This is a genomic window from Paenibacillus tundrae (genome assembly GCF_030812775.1).
In the GTDB taxonomy this organism is placed as follows: Bacteria; Bacillota; Bacilli; order Paenibacillales; family Paenibacillaceae; genus Paenibacillus; species Paenibacillus tundrae_A.
This window is the reverse complement of sequence record NZ_JAUSTI010000014.1, coordinates 74,372-92,995: the sequence shown is the minus strand read 5'-3', so window position 1 is coordinate 92,995 and position 18,624 is coordinate 74,372. Positions and strand designations below refer to the sequence as shown.

12 protein-coding genes are annotated in these 18,624 nt (G+C 45.7%); 7 read left to right on the top strand and 5 right to left on the bottom strand.

The window, feature by feature from the left end; all coding sequences use genetic code 11:
* Window positions 1-14: 14 nt before the first annotated feature.
* The 3 genes from J2T19_RS21410 to J2T19_RS21400 all read left to right on the top strand — a co-directional run bounded on the left by J2T19_RS21410 (window position 15) and on the right by J2T19_RS21400 (window position 9,638).
* Window positions 15-1,169: a response regulator gene (locus J2T19_RS21410; RefSeq protein ID WP_307219366.1), complete on the top strand. Its 1,155-nt coding sequence runs from the start codon at window positions 15-17 to the stop codon at window positions 1,167-1,169.
* Window positions 1,159-4,206, top strand: a complete 3,048-nt coding sequence (locus tag J2T19_RS21405; RefSeq protein WP_307219364.1) for a sensor histidine kinase — start codon at window positions 1,159-1,161, stop codon at window positions 4,204-4,206. The genes J2T19_RS21410 and J2T19_RS21405 overlap by 11 nt, the downstream gene beginning before the upstream one ends.
* A 263-nt stretch (window positions 4,207-4,469) precedes the next feature.
* Entirely contained in the window at window positions 4,470-9,638 is a 5,169-nt protein-coding gene (locus J2T19_RS21400; RefSeq protein ID WP_307219362.1) for an S-layer homology domain-containing protein, read from the top strand.
* A 291-nt stretch (window positions 9,639-9,929) separates the two neighbouring features.
* On the opposite strand, the gene J2T19_RS21395 is transcribed toward J2T19_RS21400, so the two are convergent.
* Entirely contained in the window at window positions 9,930-10,424 is a 495-nt protein-coding gene (locus J2T19_RS21395) for a DinB family protein (protein WP_307219354.1), read from the bottom strand.
* Window positions 10,425-10,899: 475 nt separating this feature from the next.
* Between J2T19_RS21395 and J2T19_RS21390 the strand changes: the two genes are divergently transcribed.
* On the top strand, window positions 10,900-11,886 hold the full coding sequence (locus J2T19_RS21390) for a tRNA dihydrouridine synthase (RefSeq protein ID WP_307219352.1): 987 nt from the start codon (window positions 10,900-10,902) through the stop codon (window positions 11,884-11,886).
* Between the two features lie 101 nt (window positions 11,887-11,987).
* On the opposite strand, the gene J2T19_RS21385 is transcribed toward J2T19_RS21390, so the two are convergent.
* The 4 genes from J2T19_RS21385 to J2T19_RS21370 all read right to left on the bottom strand — a co-directional run bounded on the left by J2T19_RS21385 (window position 11,988) and on the right by J2T19_RS21370 (window position 15,517).
* Window positions 11,988-13,046 (bottom strand): ankyrin repeat domain-containing protein, encoded by a 1,059-nt coding sequence (locus J2T19_RS21385; RefSeq protein ID WP_307219349.1) that lies wholly within the window; start codon window positions 13,044-13,046, stop codon window positions 11,988-11,990.
* Window positions 13,047-13,082: 36 nt separating this feature from the next.
* Window positions 13,083-13,433 carry a YkvA family protein gene (locus J2T19_RS21380; RefSeq protein ID WP_370874922.1) on the bottom strand — a complete coding sequence of 117 codons (351 nt, stop codon included), beginning with the start codon at window positions 13,431-13,433 and terminating at the stop codon, window positions 13,083-13,085.
* Between the two features lie 69 nt (window positions 13,434-13,502).
* Entirely contained in the window at window positions 13,503-14,378 is an 876-nt protein-coding gene (locus J2T19_RS21375) for an AraC family transcriptional regulator (RefSeq protein WP_307219347.1), read from the bottom strand.
* A 17-nt stretch (window positions 14,379-14,395) separates the two neighbouring features.
* A complete protein-coding gene (locus J2T19_RS21370; protein WP_307219345.1) occupies window positions 14,396-15,517 on the bottom strand; it encodes a C45 family autoproteolytic acyltransferase/hydrolase in 1,122 nt (373 codons plus the stop codon).
* Between the two features lie 173 nt (window positions 15,518-15,690).
* On the opposite strand from J2T19_RS21370, the gene J2T19_RS21365 reads away from it, so the two are divergent.
* The 3 genes from J2T19_RS21365 (at window position 15,691) to J2T19_RS21355 (ending at window position 18,474) form a co-directional block, all read left to right on the top strand.
* Window positions 15,691-16,260 carry an SF0329 family protein gene (locus tag J2T19_RS21365; protein ID WP_307219344.1) on the top strand — a complete coding sequence of 190 codons (570 nt, stop codon included), beginning with the start codon at window positions 15,691-15,693 and terminating at the stop codon, window positions 16,258-16,260.
* Window positions 16,261-16,321: 61 nt separating this feature from the next.
* Window positions 16,322-17,062: an MBL fold metallo-hydrolase gene (locus J2T19_RS21360; protein WP_307219342.1), complete on the top strand. Its 741-nt coding sequence runs from the start codon at window positions 16,322-16,324 to the stop codon at window positions 17,060-17,062.
* Between the two features lie 251 nt (window positions 17,063-17,313).
* A complete protein-coding gene (locus J2T19_RS21355) occupies window positions 17,314-18,474 on the top strand; it encodes a cobalamin-independent methionine synthase II family protein (RefSeq protein WP_307219340.1) in 1,161 nt (386 codons plus the stop codon).
* The last annotated feature ends 150 nt before the right edge of the window (window positions 18,475-18,624 follow it).

Genomic DNA, 18,624 nt, shown 5'->3' with positions numbered 1-18,624 from the left:
GAGGTCAACAGCCAATGATACGAGTCATGTTAATCGACGATGAAGTCGATGCATTGAATCTGCTTCAGATATTGCTTAAACAAGTAGGAAACGTCGAGATTGCCGGAACGTATCTCAATCCCATTCAGGCGATCGATGCTCTAAACCAAACGATGGTGGATGCAGTGTTCTTAGATATCCAGATGCCTGGTATGAAGGGAACTGAAGCTGCTCGTCGCATCAGAAGTATCTCTCCTGAGCTACCTATTATATTTACGACAGCTTATGCGGAATATGCACTAGAAGCATTCGAGATCGATTCTACGGATTATTTGCTGAAGCCTTTTACGGCAGGCAGATTAGAGAATACAATTGCACGGATAACCAAAAACCTTTACAACGAAGCAGACCCAGTGCAGCCCAATCAGGCTCCTGTTCCGTCTGTTCATTCTCTTGGAGGGTTTCGCATCGATTCACCGAGTGAGACCGACAAAGAAGTAGTGTGGAAAACGAAAAAGGAGCGAGAGCTCTGCGCCTTCCTGATTCATCATGAAGGCAAGCGTGTGAATGCTGGTGTTATTATTGAAGCGTTATGGCCGGGATATGATCTCGACAAAGCCAAATCGTATTTATACACCTGCCTTTCTTATCTGCGGAGAAGCCTGACGGCTCAGGAAATCCCGATCCATATTCGCAAAGGGAATCAGGGTTTCTTCGCTGAACTCAACGGGATCACAACAGATGTTGCTCCATTCGAGAAATTACTAAACCAAATATTGGACGAAGAGAATCTGCAAGAGAAGCATTACAATCAGATGAACGAGATGTACACCGGCGATTATATGGATGGTTGCAATTTTGACTGGGCGATTGCCAGACAGTTGGAGATCAAATCATTGTATGTTCGTGTTCTTCGCAAATGGAATAGGTATTACCGTAGCCAAGAAAAGCTCTCGCTTGCGGTGGATAGTTTACAGCGACTGCTCAAGCTACATCCTGACTCCGAGATCGATGGCCGCGCGCTGATCAGACTGCATCTGGAGCTTGGTACCCGGAGCGAAGCGTACCGAGTATGCTTGCAGTTGGAACAGGCTGTACGCATCCAGCTTGGAACAGAATTAGAGGAGGAAACGATGTTACTGGTTCAACAAACGAAGGAAAGACAGAGTGCACAGCCAAATGAAACGTAAATTTATCGCCGTACTAATTACAGTTGCGATGCTGTTCGCGACTTATGGGTTACTGCTGACATATTTCACAGTGAATAAGAAAACGATGCCCATTGCAAGCAATGGAACAATAGACTTGAACGACTGGGCATTTGACAAGAATGGTGTCGTTCGTTTGGATGGACAATGGGAGTTTTATCCTCATCGACTACTCTTCAGCCACCCACTCGATAACGAGAGTATGGGGGATCAGCCACCTTCATTAATTCAGGTACCTGGTTATTGGAGTAAACAGATGGATACGTTGGGCATGGCAACATACCGATTGAAGGTTCGGATTGATGATAACAGTGTCGTATATGGCATCAAAACAGCCGCCGTCCTTCTCTCTAACAGACTGATCGTCAATGGTCAAGTTGTAGGCTCCAGCGGAGATCCAGACCTGAAAGAGTACTATCGTGCTCTCAATAAGCCATATGTCAGTTACTTCACACTAAAACAAGGTTGGAACGATATTTTGATTGAGGTCGCTAATCACGAATTTAAAGTTGCTAGCGGAATAGGTGAATCGTTTCAATTCGGTAAAGCTGATCAGATCTCTAGAATTCGTGATCTTGCAACTGCACATGATTGGGTGGTCTTAACCTCCTTTCTAATCATGGGGCTTTATTTTATCGGACTATTCTCTCAGAGGAGAAACGATCTTTCCCTTATTGTATTTGGATTCGTCTGTTTGTTTATCGCGGCGTTTACAAGTGTCAGTGGTGAGCGGGTATTATTTGATGTCATTGGACCAGTCCCATTTTGGCTATATTTCCGAATTCAAATGGTAGTGACCGTTGGGGTAGGCGTAGGATTTTTACTATATGTGTACACCGCATTCCGCCCCTACATTCACAAGTGGCTTACTAAAGGAGGCTTGGTTACAGGGACGTGTCTACTCTTCTTGCATCTGGCCTTCGCTACGCAAATTACAACAGGACTGCTACGTCTTGTGACATCATTATATGTCACGTTAGCTCTACTTTACGCAACATATGTGTTTGTTCACGCTGTTCTACATAAGGTCGCTGGCAGTTGGTATCTTGCCGTGGCGGCTATGGCGTTAAACGCTTTGATTTTGAATCAGAACTTGAACGTATATTTCGGCGTGCCCATCTATTCGTTGCCACCAGTCGAGCCGTTTCTTGTGCTCCTCATGCTTGCACTGTTGATGTCACTTCGCTTTTCCAATGCTTTTCAGCGGATTGAGGAGCTTTCCGAGCAACTGCTGGAGGCAGACAAACACAAGGATGACTTTCTTGCGCGTACCTCGCATGAATTCAAGACACCTCTGCACGGCGTGATGAATATATCGCGCTCCATGCTTGATGATGCTGCCAATCCGGCTACAACTGGGCAGCAGGAAAAGCTGCAATTAATGATTGAGATTACCCGAAAGCTGTCTCAACTTGTCTATGACATTCTGGATTTGTCCAAACTGAAACAGGGAGAATTCAGGATTGTGCTTGCACCCGTGGATGTACGTTCAGTTGTGGAGGTTCAGATCCGTTTCTATACCTATCTCTGTACAGAAAAGGATATTCAGCTCATCAATCAGGTTCCAGCGGGCTTGTCTCTTGCGCAAGCTGACGAAAATCGGATAAGCCAAGTCATTAGTAATCTGCTCGATAACGCGATCAAGCACACGGAACATGGAACGATTATTGTTACTGGGAAAGAGCACGAAGATGTGCTCCAATTTGAAGTGAGAGATACAGGTGCAGGCATTGACCCGGAGAATCTGCCGCATATTTACGAGCCGTTTAAATCCACGGAGGAAACACGGAAGCGCGGCTTTGGGCTTGGATTGCCGATTGCGAAGCAGCTGATTGAACTGCAAGGAGGTGAGCTTGCTGTAATGTCTACGCTCGGAGTAGGTACAACCTTTACATTTACATTGCCTAGGGCATTACAACACAGTGACGATCCGTGGGTTTCTTCATCTACAGCGTATAATCATCCCTTGGAGAAGGGATATTCATTCTCAACGCCTTATGTTGTGAACGCCGAAGGCCAACTTACGGTATTAATCGTTGATGATCAGTATGTGAATCTAAAGGTACTGCTCGATGCATTGCAATCGCTCAATTATCGCGTTATTGCGGTCAAAGATGGATATGAGGCGCTCGAACAGATCGACCAGCCAGGTAGAATTGATCTGGTCATTCTTGATCTCATGATGCCTGGTATGTCTGGATATGAAGTATGTCTAGAAATTCGCAAACGGTATTCATTGCTAGACTTGCCTGTACTCATGGTTACAGCAGCGCTGCAACCTCAGGATAAAGTGGCGGCATTCCAGGTGGGAGCTAATGATTATCTGCCTAAGCCATTTGATCTAGAAGAACTGAAAGCTCGAATCGGAAGTTTGCTAGCCATGAAGGAATCGCTGGGACGGGCAGTACATATGGAGGTAGCATTCCTTCAGTCGCAGATCAAGCCACACTTTCTATATAACGTTCTCAATAGTATCGTGTCTTCCAGTTATACTGACGTGGAGCGTGCACGGAACATGATTATTGCGTTGGCAGATTATTTACGAGGAAGCTTCCGGTTCAGCAATACGGATGAACGTATCGAATTTGATGAAGAATTCCAGCTTATTCAAACATATGTGGAGATTGAGCAAGCAAGGTTCGGGGATCGGATCTGCTTCAAATATGATATTCCCGAAGCGGCATATCGTGTGCAGATGCCTCCACTGCTGCTGCAGCCGTTGGTTGAAAATGCAATTCGCCATGGCATCGGAGCTCGAATTGAAGGCGGTACGGTACAATTGACAGCAGTGAGAACGGAAGGTTATTGGTTGTTCACTGTAACCGATGATGGGGTTGGAATTTCTTCGGAGCGAATAGATCTGTTCTTGGATCAAAATGAATCGAGTAGCGAGCAAGGTGTAGGCTTGCGAAATATCAATAAGCGACTGAGATTTGAGTACGGAACTGCTCTGGAACTTACAAGCGAGCCGGGACGAGGAACAAGTGTTGCTTTTCGTATTCCAGATATGCAGTCTTAAAGAGAACGTGTTAATACTAAGGTTTCATCGCATTGGCGATGGAGCCTTTTTTGTATTGGTATAGCGTTAGTTCCAACAAAATATGAAATGGTTAGTTTTACATGCCCTACGAGCAAGAATTAAGAGATAGTTGTGCAATTAAGTTAGTCGAAGAATGTCGAATAACGTCATTTTTTAAGGTTTTTTTAAGGTGCCTTCCGTTATGTTGAGTAGAAATATAGAGATGCATCAATAGAACGAGAAGACGGAGGGATAGATGCGTAATGATTCCAGTGAGAACAACAAGTAAGAGATACAACAGACATTTTCGAAGAATGGCACACCTATTGCTAGCCATCATTCTCTTAATACCATCCTTGGTGATTGGAGGAGGCGTCACTTCGGCGGCATCCGGCTGGTCAATTATTGATGGGAATGGAGCAACTGGCATTAATGTAAATCCAGCCATGAGGGGCGAAAATCCTGCCATATTGGAATGGAATGGTGAAATTTATGTGGCATGGCGAGAAACAATTCCAAGTACGTCTACGATTAGCCAGATCAGAGTTAAGAAGTTTAATGGCTCTAATTGGGTCAGTGTTGATGGGGGGCACCCAACCTATGGTTTGAATTACGATGTCAACAGAGATGTCGAGTCTCCGGCATTAGCTGTTTATAACAATGAGCTGTATCTCACATGGTTGGAGAGAAATGCTTCTTATACTGCACAAGTTCGGGTCAAAAAATATGATGGTACGAGCTGGACAAATGCTGAAGGGGGTAACCCTGCCGGGATCAATGAGAATCCTTCCATCACAGCATTAAGTCCAAAATTGACTGCATATAAAGGTGAGTTGTATGCAATCTGGCAAGAAGCAGCTAAGATTCGTGCGAAGAAATACAACGGTACGACGTGGACAAGCCTCGATGGCGGCGGAACGGATGGGTTGAATGTAGACCCAGGCAGTGGAGCAGGTGGACCAGCCATGATTGTATTTGGCAATGATTTATATGCACTGTGGTCTGAAAGAGTAGGCACCGGCTTCAATACAGTGCGGGCTAAGAAATATGATGGCACCAACTGGACAGTCGCTGACGGTGGAGCTGGCTTGAACAAGGTTAGTTGGAATAACGCAATCAGTCCATCTCTAAGTGTTATGAATGATCAATTGTACGTAGCATGGGTGGAAGCTCGTGGAGGTCAATATAGCACGGATGATCAGATTCGTGTTAAGAAATTCGACGGCACTACTTGGACTAATATTGATGGTGATGGCGAATACGGCATCAATGTGAATACAGGGTTGCGTGCTTTCGAGGTGCAGTTAGCAGGTCTAAATAATGAATTATATGCCATATGGACCGAAAATTCGGGAGAGATGGCAAGCGGCGTTTCTGTTTTCAAAATTCGTGTGAGAAAATATGATGGCAATGGATGGGTTCTAGCCGAAAATGGAAGAAATGGTGGCTTGAATGCTTTTGCAACTAAAACAGCCATGCACCCTGCTATAGCAGCCATGAACGGAGCGCTGTATGCGGTGTGGGACGAGAATGACAGAAAGGTAGTAAATATAAGGGCAGCCCAATTCACCCCGCCGCCACCACCAAGCGTAACTAGTGTTACTGTAAGCCCAGTTACAACAAGTACGATGCAAGGTGGTAACAGACAGCTATTTGCTGCTGTTAACGCTGTAGGAGAGGCACCAACGACGGTGACATGGAGCAGTAGTGACACCGCGAACAAGGCTGCAGTAAATGCTACGGGCTTAGTTACGGTTGCACGGGACGCTACACCAGGTAATTACATCATCACGGCGACTTCCACGTTCGATCGTAGCAAAACAGCAACATCTACCGTTACGGTGACATATGCACCAGCAATTCAGAGTATAACGGTTAATCCAAGTACTGATAGCTTGATGCAGGGGGAGAGCACTCAGTTAACGGCAACCGTCGTGGCCGTAGGTGGAGCGCCAGACACGGTAAATTGGTATAGCCATGATCTCAATAATAAAGTAACGGTAGATACAACTGGGAAGGTTAGTGTGGCAACCGATGCTAGTCCGGGTGACTACACCATTACAGCTTCTTCTTCATATGATACGGGCAAGAGAGAATCGGCAGTCATTACGGTGCGATATGCGCCAGCCGTGAATAGCGTTAGCGTTAGTCCGGGTACCGACAGTATGATGCAGGGAGAGAGCAGACAACTGGTCGCAACGGTGAATGCCGTCGGTGGAGCCGCAGATACAGTTGCGTGGGCTAGTAGTGACATGGATAACAAAGTTGCGGTAAGCGATACAGGCTTCGTGACGGTGGCAGTAGATACTGTGCCAGGGAGCTACACGATTACGGCAACTTCGACGTTAGACAATAGTAAAGTGGGTACAGCAACCATTACGGTGACATATGCACCCGCAGTAAACGGGGTACTTGTTTCACCTGATCCGGCAAGTATTATGCAAGGGGATAGCTTGCAGTTAGAGGCAGTCGTTGAGGCGGTAGGTGGGGCCTCGATGGACGTTACGTGGAACAGCAGCGACCAAACTGGCAAAATCACGGTAAGTAATACGGGTTTTGTAACGGTTGCAGCAGATGGTGTGCCAGGAGACTATACGATTACAGCTACATCCATTGAGGACGGCAGCAAAATGGGAATGGCAACCGTTACAGTGACGTATGCGCCAGCCATTCACAATATTAGTGTCAATCCGGAAAGTGTTAATGTCGCACAAGGGAATAGTGAACAACTCACAGCGACGGTAACTGCGGTGGGCGGAGCCGATCCTTCTGTAATGTGGCTCAGCAACGATTCCAGCAACAAGGTAACGGTGAGCAGCACGGGGAATGTTAGCGTTGCTTCCGACGCCGTACCAGGGGACTATATCATTACAGCAACCTCAGTGTCAGATCTAACTAAGGTTGCAACGGCAGTCATCAAGGTAACGTATACCCCGGCCGTGTACAGTGTCATCGTTAATCCGGTTACCGATACCCTGATGCAGGGAGAGAGCAGACAACTGACGGCAACCGTAGATACTGTAGGCGGAGCTGATATAACGGTGACTTGGAGCAGTAACGATACAACGAATAAGGTGAGGGTCAGCGATACGGGTTATGTTACGGTGGAAGCCGATGCTGAGCCAGGGGAATACATGATAACCGCGACCTCCACAGTAGATATCAGCAAAAAAGGTAGCATGGCGCTTACAGTAACAGCAGCTCCAACGTATACGATTGCTCCGATTGAAGATCGCATATTGGACTCGCTATTACTCGGATATGAATCTGGTACTCAGGAAACAAATACCGTGTCCATTCAGCATACGGGTACGGGGGATCTGGCTAATTTATCTGCATCCCTGAGCGGGGATGATTCGGAAGCCTTTGTTATCACACAGCCAGATACTGAATTAGCCGCTGGAGACCAGACCCATTTTACCTTGAAAGCCAAAGACAGATTACCAGCAGGAACATATATAGCTACGGTTACATTAGCAGCAGATCATATGCTACCTATCACGTTCAAAGTAACACAAGCGGTGAATTTGCCTAATGCGCCAGCCAATCCTCGAAATCTGACAGCGGAACCTGGGGATGGTCATGTCACATTGAAATGGGTTACGGAACCCGATGTAAATTACCGGATTTACATGGCAACAGACGATGATCCTGACCTCATGGTTGGAATCACGGAGGATGCATCATCACCTTATACAATCCCTGATTTGGTTAACGGTAAGACCTATTACTTTGTTGTAAAAGCAGAAAATAAGGGAGGACTTAGCGAAGCCTCCAATCAGGTTAGCGTTACTCCTTCAAAAGTGCCTGGGGCTCCATCAGATGTGACAGCGACGCCGGGCAACGGACAAGCCACTGTGAGATTTACAGCGCCAGCCCATGATGGTGGAAGTCCAATTACGGGATACGAGGTGACTGTATCACCAGGGAAGAAGATAGTTACAGGCAGTGCTAGTCCAATTACAGTACAAGGATTGAGTAACGGAACAAGCTACACGTTTACGGTGAAAGCCATTAACGGTGCAGGCAAAAGCATGGACTCGGTGAAGTCCAATGTAGTTGTGCCAATAGCAGCCTCAGTTCCGCCAACCAATCCACCTGTAACAGAAGCTCCATCGACCGCACCAGTAGCGCCAATCACAACACCGACAACAGTACCAACAGTGCCAACAACGGTAACGACAGGTGTCGATATTCTGGTTAATGGAAAAGTGGAGAATGCTGGACAAGCGACAATATCCCGGCGTGATCAACAATCCGCATTGACGATTGTGGTGGATCAGCAGAAGCTGAACGATAGATTGGCAGCGGAAGGGCAACGCGCTGTTGTTACAATTCCGATTCGCCAAACGTCTGATATCTTCATTGGTGAGCTTACTGGGGAAATGATCAGGACGATGGAAGATTATCAAGCTGTACTGGAATTCCAAACGGAGCAAGCTTCATATACCGTTCCTGCAGGACAGATCCGCATTGGAGAGATTGCGAGCCAAGTTGGAGGGTCTAACGATTTGCAGGGAATCAAGGTACAGATTGAAATCGCAGCTCCGACATCTGCTCAATCGGACATTGTAGGGCGCGCAGTCGCTCAAAACGAGTTCACACTAGTTGCTCCACCGCTGGACTTTACGGTTAATGCCGTTTATGGGGACAAGTCCGTTGAAGTCAGTCATTTTGATGCCTATGTCGAGAGAACGATAGCTATTCCAGACAACGTAGATCCTAACAAGATTACAACCGGCGTTGTGGTGGAGCCGGACGGCACGGTTCGCCATGTTCCAACCAAAGTACGTCAGAATAATGGAAGATACGAAGCTCAAATTAACAGCCTTACCAATAGCACATATGCCGTGGTATGGCATCCGCTACAATTTGCAGACGTAACGAATCATTGGAGTAAAGATGCTGTGAACGACATGGGATCTCGCATGATTGTGGAAGGTGTCGGTAACGGCAACTTCAATCCCGATCGAGCTGTGACCCGTGCAGAGTTTGCTGCCATCGTGGTTCGTGGGCTAGGACTTCGTCCGGAGAATGGGGAGACTCCATTTTCGGATGTTCAAACCACGGATTGGTACAATGGCGCGATTCGTACAGCAAATGCTTATGGACTGATCAACGGCTTTGAGGATGGTATGTTCCATCCTAATGAAACCATTACAAGAGAACAGGCGATGGTCATATTGGCGAAAGCGATGACGATTACTGGGCTGGCAGACAGCTTAAACTCTGAAACTCTGGATACAACGCTCCAGTCATTCCAAGATGAGACTACGGTATCCAATTGGGCACGCAGTAGTGCAGTAGATAGCGTGAAGTCGGGTCTTGTGCAGGGGCGCAGCCAGTCTTTATTGGCGCCAAAAGGTAAGATCACACGTGCCGAGATTGCGACGATCATGCAGAGATTGCTACAGAAGTCGGATCTAATCTAAGTAGAGATAGGCGTTTAAACGATCTTGCGGTGAATTCAAAAATATCGCATGGAAAATAAAAAAGTGGAACGAGGGCTCTGATCAGCCTGCGTTCCGTTTTTTTCGTTTCAAGGTTAGCCGCCATTATGATCTATAACGGCAAGCATAAGCATGACAGTCCCTATCGTAAATATAGGTGAATGCCTAGCTTTATGATTTGAGCAAGAGCACACCCCCTTATCGACGCAATAACTATTGTAATTTTCCTTAGCCCAGCGTGTTCATGTGTCTGATCAATACTTAGGAGCAACATTACTTTATTTTAGATAAGTTCATTTTGGGCGGTATGGTTCCGAGTAGTCTTGCGATTTTTGTTATTTGCCCTCGGTGATGAAATTCATGGGTTATGCAATGTGTAAAAATCCATAGTTCAGTAGATTGAGCGGTATCACTCATCCAGCTTGCTTGAATTTCTGGGTTCCAGCCGTCTTGAAAACTATGGAGAAATTCGTGAACGAGAAAGTCTGTCTTTTCAAATAAAGCACGCATCTTCTGTACATCTTGAATAGACTGTGGTCTTAATTTGGGGATAGATCGGCCAAGTCCACGAACGCCTAACCATACGCGATAACAATCTGTGACATGTACATGCAGGTCACGGATGGAATCTCCACCTAGGGCTTCAACGGGTTGAACATACGCGGTGGGGGACATGCTTTCACACATCTGGAAAAGGGATTCTCTCGTTCGCTTCATCATTTCGTACTGATGCATTAATACATCCGTTTGACTAGTTAATTCGTCCATAATCAATAATCTCCTTTTTGAGTGGACTGTACATTCAGAACTAGATGGATAACCGTAATTACCTCTATAGCATGGGGGAAATGGTTACGTTCAATCCCACCCTTGCACAACATGGCTCATGATTCAGACTTTAATTTATCTTCGTCTTGATTGGAGATTATACATATCCATAATATCTTCAATATATATTGATGTCAAACACATATTTAGTTACGATGTAATCGTCATGGAATACACAGATGGAAAAAAGAAGTTGGATTAAATGTGGATAATGAAGTTGTCATGCGCCAAGCCGTGGTTTTATAATGGTACATTCAATAGGTTCAAGATATTTAAATATTCATTTCTATATGTTGACCATACTCATGCTAGCGGGAGAAGTATGCTTCTCTCGGGGGTGTGATATAATCGGTTACAGATGATTTAACATTTCCGGGATAAAGAATTCCCTAGTATGCATAGAGAGGTTTTGGATATGACGAAAGACAATTTTTGGCGAGAATTACCACGACCATTTTTTATACTGGCACCGATGGAGGATGTGACGGATGTTGTGTTTCGTCATGTTGTGAGTGAAGCAGGGAGACCCGATGTATTTTTTACGGAATTTGCGAACACGGAGAGCTACTGTCACCCTGAAGGGAACAAAAGTGTGCGTGGTCGTTTGACGTTTACAGCGGACGAACAGCCTATTGTGGCTCATATTTGGGGAGATAAACCGGAATTCTTTCGTGAAATGAGTATCGGTATGGCAAAAGAAGGCTTCAAAGGCATCGACATTAATATGGGTTGTCCTGTAGCCAATGTTGCAGAGAATGGGAAAGGGAGCGGCCTGATCTGCCGTCCCGCAATCGCTGCGGAGATCATCCAAGCTGCCAAAGCAGGGGGACTGCCTGTCAGTGTGAAAACAAGACTCGGCTTCACAGAAGTAGACGAATGGCGCGACTGGTTAACTCATATTTTACAGCAGGACATTGTGAACCTGTCCATTCACCTACGGACAAGAGAAGAGATGAGTAAAGTTGATGCGCACTGGGAACTGATTCCGGAGATTAAAAAGCTTCGGGATGAGATCGCGCCGCATACACTCCTGACGATTAACGGCGATATTCCTGATCGTGAGACTGGTTTGAAGCTCGCTGAACAGTATGGTGTAGACGGTATTATGATTGGGCGGGGCATTTTCCAGAATCCGTTTGCCTTCGAGAAGGAGCCTAAAGAACACAGCAGTGAGGAATTGCTTCATCTGCTACGGTTGCACCTGGATCTCCATGACCAATATTCAGAGCAAGAGCCACGTTCATTCAGCGCGCTTACACGTTTCTTCAAAATCTACGTTCGTGGATTCCGAGGCGCAAGTGAGCTTCGCAATGACTTAATGAATGCAAAATCAACAAGTGTCGTGCGGACGCTGCTTGATGAGTTTGCAAGCAAGAGTCAAGATAGGATAGAAGAGTCGTAACATATATGGAAAAAAGTAAAGCTAAACTGCAATTCTTCTGACTTCATGTCGGAGAAGCAGTTTAGCTTTTTTTATAGAGTGTAAAATGACCAAGCCTACCTTCAGCGAGAATACGCCGGTTGCGCCATCGTCACTGGCTGAGGATTAGCAAGCACCCATTGCACCGCTAATTCGCATAATCTGGCAGGCGCATCATAGTCCGAACCTTTGCGAAGCCTACTGACCAAGTCGTTTGCCTCTTGCAGAAGTGCCGGAGTTAACGGTGAACCCGTACCGAAGTGCTGTACCAACGCATCCAGCATCTTACGGAAATCGACATCCCAGTTGCCACCACCATTGTCCAATACTTCATGGGACACACGCCCGGTGATCCGAATAACCTCTCCCTGAACCGTCGGGGCATAGCCTTGGGGCGGGATGAGATATTCCCACAGCTCTTGGTGTTGTTTAGGCCAAGTGGTTGCTGTTACCTGAATGGGCGTAGTTCCATCATGCATGATGCGTACAGCTACTGGCTCCACATCAAAGAGCTGATACAGCTTGAGTAGTGCGCCTGAAACCTCGTCAACACGGTCTTTATTATATTTTTCTCGAATGAATTCAAAATTCTTGCCAATTCCTTTTACCGACTCTTTCATCTCCGGGGTGACTGATGCTCCAGCATCCAACAGAATAGTGGCGATTTCTGCCATATGAACAATATCTGGATTCCGGCAATTGATTAAGCCCTTAGCCAGTGGAGTATTTCCCCTTTTATTCTGTACGTTAATATCTACACCATGGTTAACCAACTCTTGTACCGCTTGGGTTCTATACGAATTGAAGGCTGCGTGCAGCGGTGTCTCGTTCTGGTAATCAACAGCATTCGGATCTGCGCCCAATTCAAGAAGCAAGCTTACATTTCCTGACCAGTGTGCAGCATGAGCGTGAAGAGGTGTACGCTGGTATTTGTCTTGGGCGTTAACATCAGCCCCTTGTTCCACTAACCAGCGAATGAGTTCATCGGAAATCTTCCGTAAGCTGAGCGTTGTACCTTTGCTATAGCCCCCGCGGGCATCCCATTCGCATTGCTCAAATACCTCTTTGACGGCAGCAATATCATTATTGGCAATAAGTTTTTCAATATCAGCGGGTAAGGTTGTTTTCTTTTTCTTAGCCATTCGTTTATTCCTCTCCTCTATAAGTAGTGACCTTCTTCAACGGAAAAAACGGTTATACACGTACAAACTAAGCCAGGCAGCAAGGAGAACCCATACGATCATGAACAATGTAGCCGTGTACCAGTTTCTGGGTTTGCTTAAAATCTCCTGTGCTTTGGGTCTGTTCTCTTCAATGACCACTTGAGGTATCATTTTCAGGGCAAGAACGATGCCGATTGGAACGATAATGAGGTCGTCCACATAACCGAGAACGGGGATGAAGTCTGGGATAAGATCGATGGGGCTGAAGGCATAAGCTACAACACACAATGTAAACAGCTTAGCAAACCATTTTACTCTAGGGTCACGGTAGGATAGGTACAAAACGAGCAAATTGGCTTTAAGCAATTTCGCAGCTTGTTTTAGTTTTCGTAAAATGGTGGTAGTCCCCCTCTATATATGTACATCCTGTTTACCTTATTTAAGCGGAATGTATAAATCAATCTTGGAATTAGGGTGGTCATATCCCAAATAACGGTGATCGTATAATTCAAAATCCTCTCGGTCGTCCATTTCTTCTTTTGTATTCAGCAGCCATGTTCCCCAGATATACTGGAAGGTCTGAGGAAGGGCACGCAGTGAGCCTGTGTGAGTGAATACCGCGTAACGTCCTGCTGGAAGTATCTTTTGCACGAATGATTCAGACAGCTCAGCAAAAGACTCAACCTCCACGCCAGCAACCTCTGTGAATACCACCTCATCACTCATCTCGTACAGGCTGTTCTCATGACATGCCTCGCAAATACCAAATCCTCGTCCAGGAATGGAGCGGTGGGGGATCTGGGTGGAGATTCGGTTGAACTCCTGCCACAAGGCGGATAGCTTATTATCTTTAAGTGTGGTTTGTCCACGTATTCCCACGATCTTCGTTTCTGGAAACATGACAATGGTGGGCTGTGTGGTGACGTTGAGCGTTAAATGATCCAAATCATTCGTGTGTAGTTTCGACTTGGAAGCAATAAAGGTATCTAAGCGATTGATGCGGTATTCCTGTGGGCTGATCCTATAGTTGAATTTAAACGCACGGCTAAACGACTCGGACGACTCGAATCCATTTTCCAGCGCAATCTCAATAACCTTTTTATTCGTATAAAGTAAAGCCTTCGCTGCACTTGCTAATCGCCGTTTCTTAATGTAACTGCCAATGCTTTCTCCCAATATTGCGCTGAATTGGCGGTTCAAATGGTAGTAGGAGTATCCTGCTGCCCGCGCAACCTCCTCCACTTTGATGTCTTCACCAAGTCTATCTTCGATATAGATGATTGCCTGCTCTAATGCTGGTCGGTAGTCCAATAGGAATCCCTCCATGATCAACGGTGCAAGGATTGGTATCCGAACATCGCCGGGTCAGCTCTCTCCAAGCTAATCTGAATCGTAGTCGATGTTTCTGGCAGGGGTTGTCTGATATCGTATGTGTGCCAGCCGTTGGCGGCTCTACCGCCCCAACATAACTCTATTATACCTTCTGCGGGGGAGAACAGCATGCTTTTGGTTGTGCCGAAAAAGTCCTCAAAATAATGACAACACAGCCCATTGGGGTAGCTCGACAATAACATGTCCTTGAGCTGTTCATGTGTTACACCCGTCGATCCCTTCAGTTGGGAAATAATCCACTCTGCCCGTCGCAAAGAATGAATCGCAGCCTGTGGCTCATAACTCACGAGTTTAGGAAGAACAGGATGATTGGTCGCCCAGAGAAACTGCTCTTGCGAGGCTGGGTCAATGTGCTTTGTCGCTTGGTTGCCATCCATCGTTTCGAATAAAGCAGCGTTACCGGATTGATCGAGCAACATCATATTGACATTACAGGCGATCGGCATGTCTTTGAGATAGAGCAGCGCTTCTTCAACATTAGTACAACGCTCCAGTACCGCTCGAATAGCCGCCCAGAAATGTAAGCCTTTAAGCTTAGGTGCTCGCATAAAGGGCACAGCCCCAACGGGAAAACCGCAAGCACTCATCGTTATCGCAAGTCCATGCTCATTGAAACCATCGTCACGTCCAAAGCTCATCGTACTCGTTCCCATGTGTGTGTATTTACCTGTTACAGAGGTTCTAGCAAGAACAAACTCCTCCATCTGATGATTGAATTCATAGTTACGAGCAAGTAGGGGTGTGTTCAGTGCTGTCATCGAGGGCAGCAGGGCAATCTGGCTGCATCGCGGGAGCAGGTAAGATAGGGCATAATATGCAATTTGTTTGGCAGGTACGTGCAAGGCCTCTGCAAATCCAGCAATCTCTTCCGTTATGCCTGGGCACCATTCATCGAAGAGATGGACTGCCTCTCGATATTCGTTCTCGCCAAAGCCTTCAAGTGTGCGTGTATACGCGAGTTGTTGTTCTTTATTTTCAGAAATCAGTGTGCCTAGTCTATAGCCAATTTCGTAGTTTGAACCTTGTAATTCTAGTGTATGAACGGGAAGTGTTAACATCGTGAACCCTCCTTTTTTCCAAAGTTTAAGCCAGAGAGAGAAGGGGTGCATGATATTTTGTGCTGTTTTTTGAGCTATACTAAAGTAAGATGAAGAGTGGAATGGATGTTTTAAAATGCATTTCGAAAACATGGTGTGCAGCATCTATCAAATGGATCAACATAGGAGGAATTATGTCCTGGAGTAAATTGAAGCAACAATTGGAGAGTTTCCTCTGTCCTGCGTTAGTTGGAAGAGTTGAATATGGATCAACCAGTTACCGGTATTCACCGGATAAGGCTGGACTTAGTTATCTTGTTGTAGATAAGAAGAACATTCTTAATATGATGGATAAAACAACCCCGATCCGCTGGTACCAGTCGGATCAGGAGATTAAGAATGACCCGCAGATTGAGATTCCAGTCAGTGATGAAGATATTGAAGCGGTTAGAAAAGCGACCAAAGGAAACGTGCCGGAGGATCGTTTACCCGTCATGGCAAGAAGCAAGAAAAGTACAGCCGTAGTGAAAGAGATTTTGTCCGCACAGACTGCACTAAGTAAATCCAATTTTAACGTGGTGGCCAATACGTTTTTGACAACCTCGATAGAGGTAAGCCTGGAGAGCGATGATATTCTGTTGAATATTCTGGCTCTAGTGGACAGGCGTGTGGGCAAGAAGCGAATATTGAACATGTCCGAGAAGGTGAAGTCTAGGCATTCCGCTGTGCAGTATTTTTATGAATTACGGCGTAGCTCGCTATAAAATTGTAGTATGACATTATAAGTATTAGGGAAATTATGTTAATAATGGGGGGGGTGTATGTATGAGTAGCTATCATCTAATGGAGATTGAGTTTGAGCATAACAGACAAAAGCAGGTCATTACCCCAGTGATTCTTCAAGATGAGATCGATACGATACTCATTGACTGCGGTTATCCGAATTTTGTCCCTCTTCTTGAAGAAGCAGCAAACCGGCATAACGTTACTCTCCAATCTATGACTAAACTTATCGTCACGCATCACGATATGGATCATGTTGGCTCGCTCGCTGCACTGAAGCGCGCTTACCCCCATATCCAAATTATCGCCCACGAGCTCGAGGCTCCGTATATAGAAGGACAGAAAAAGTCATTGCGACTTGAACAGGCGGAATCCACATTTAACACGTTGCCTGATGAAGACAAGCCGTATGCAGAACAATTTATGGCTTTGCTAGAGTCAATTGAGCCCATTGCCGTTGATCAAACGGTAACCCATAAGGAAAAACTCCCTTGGTGTGATGGGATCGAAATCATCCATACTCCCGGTCATATGCCTGGTCATATTTCCGTTTATTTTTCCGCCAGCAAAACCATGATTGCAGCTGATGCCGTCGTGATTGAAGATGACAAGCTAGCCATTGCTAATCCCCAATACACAATGGATATGGAAGCGGCCATCCGCTCTGTCCAACGATTGCTTGAATATGACATTGAACAGCTGATTTGCTATCATGGAGGTTTGTTTCATGGGCATGTAAAACAAGCACTCCAACAACTAATCCATAATTATACGTGTCCATAAGTTATTACGTTGAAGGGATATTAAGCTTCTCATGACCGCTTGTCGGTATTCTTCTTTGGCTGGAGATCATAAATGTTACAATTGCGGTTTCCTTAAGTTGTGAGAGCAAAGAGAGTATGACCATTCAATGATAAGATCTGCAGGAAGTATTTGCTATAGCTTTTAGCTATAACTAGTTATCCATTATTGATTATTCTTCGAACTCATCTCCTCGTGATATGATACTCGTACACAACGAGGGGGTTATTTACATGACTGATAAGTTCCAGATCGTAGGAAGTTTATTGCGGCCGGATGAGCTGCTAGAATATAAAACGCAAATTGAACACCGTGATGATATCCAGTATCCGTTCTATAACCATTTTGAGGGATATGCACAGTGCGAAACGAAAGCAATCGAGCAGGTGGTCAAGAAAGAAATTGAGCATAACCTGTCAATTATTACAGATGGTGAATTCTCCAAATCCATGTGGCATCTAGATTTTGTGTGGGGTTTTGGTGGAGTGAAGCGTTATATCGCGGATCATGGATACTTTTTCAGAGACGTGGATGGCACTTCGAAATATGAAACACGTAAAGACATTGGGCTCCGCATCACTGGTGAACTGAGCGGCAAGAATCACCATTTCATTCAACTGTTCAAACAGCTGCAAGACACCGCTGGTGATCAGCAAACAAAGCTTTGCGTACCGTCACCTTCCCATATCTTCGGTGAGTTGTCTTGGTCGGATAACATTGGTGGCACAGACGCGGTGTACCAGAACATTCAGGAGCTCAAAGCAGGGCTTGTAAAAGCTTATAAAGAATTCGTAACAGAATTTGCTGCAGCCGGCGGTAAAATCCTGCAATTCGATGATTGCTTATGGGAGCTATTTGCAGACGACAACCCGAACTCTCCGTTTACTGGGGAGCATATTAATCAAGAGGAAGTACAGGGTCTCGCTACTGAATTTATTGATATTAACAACACCGTAATCGACTTCGGTCATAGCCTTGGCTTGAAAATGTGGACCCATAACTGCCGCGGTAACTATGATTCCCGCAACATGGGTGGAGGATCATACGCAAAAATCGCGAATCTATTCCTGAAGCAGTTGAAGTATGATCGCTTCTTCCTAGAGTGGGATGACGATCGTGCAGGTTCGATTGAAGCACTGGAAGTATTCAAGGACAGACCTGAAACGGAAATTGTACTGGGTCTGTTGTCTTCCAAAACGAGCACATTGGATGATGAAGATCGTGTAATCCGCCTGCTGGACGAAGCATCCAAAATCATTGATAAGGATCGTCTGCTGCTATCCCACCAATGCGGGTTTGCATCCTGCGACGGTGGTAACGAACTGAGCGAATCCGAGCAATGGGCGAAGATTGATCAAGGTCAACGGATTGCCAAGCAATATTGGGGCAGCTAGGAACGTATCGGAAAAGTAGTATCACTTCATTCGTCACAGTCTAGTCTCCAGACGCCAATAACGATACATGAAGTTCATAGAGATGGCTTGCAGATTCAGCAATGAATCGCGAGTCATCTCTTTTTTTGTTTTGTATGCCAAGTTTAAGCT

Excerpts from the sequence above, each read along its gene's own strand:
- J2T19_RS21410 (WP_307219366.1), top strand. The coding sequence starts at position 15 with ATGATACGAGTCATGTTAATCGACGATGAAGTCGATGCATTGAATCTG.
- J2T19_RS21395 (WP_307219354.1), bottom strand. The coding sequence starts at position 10,424 with ATGGACGAATTAACTAGTCAAACGGATGTATTAATGCATCAGTACGAA.
- J2T19_RS21390 (WP_307219352.1), top strand. The coding sequence starts at position 10,900 with ATGACGAAAGACAATTTTTGGCGAGAATTACCACGACCATTTTTTATA.
- J2T19_RS21360 (WP_307219342.1), top strand. The coding sequence starts at position 16,322 with ATGAGTAGCTATCATCTAATGGAGATTGAGTTTGAGCATAACAGACAA.
- J2T19_RS21405 (WP_307219364.1), top strand. The coding sequence starts at position 1,159 with ATGAAACGTAAATTTATCGCCGTACTAATTACAGTTGCGATGCTGTTC.
- J2T19_RS21400 (WP_307219362.1), top strand. The coding sequence starts at position 4,470 with ATGATTCCAGTGAGAACAACAAGTAAGAGATACAACAGACATTTTCGA.
- J2T19_RS21365 (WP_307219344.1), top strand. The coding sequence starts at position 15,691 with ATGTCCTGGAGTAAATTGAAGCAACAATTGGAGAGTTTCCTCTGTCCT.
- J2T19_RS21355 (WP_307219340.1), top strand. The coding sequence starts at position 17,314 with ATGACTGATAAGTTCCAGATCGTAGGAAGTTTATTGCGGCCGGATGAG.
- J2T19_RS21385 (WP_307219349.1), bottom strand. The coding sequence starts at position 13,046 with ATGGCTAAGAAAAAGAAAACAACCTTACCCGCTGATATTGAAAAACTT.
- J2T19_RS21370 (WP_307219345.1), bottom strand. The coding sequence starts at position 15,517 with ATGTTAACACTTCCCGTTCATACACTAGAATTACAAGGTTCAAACTAC.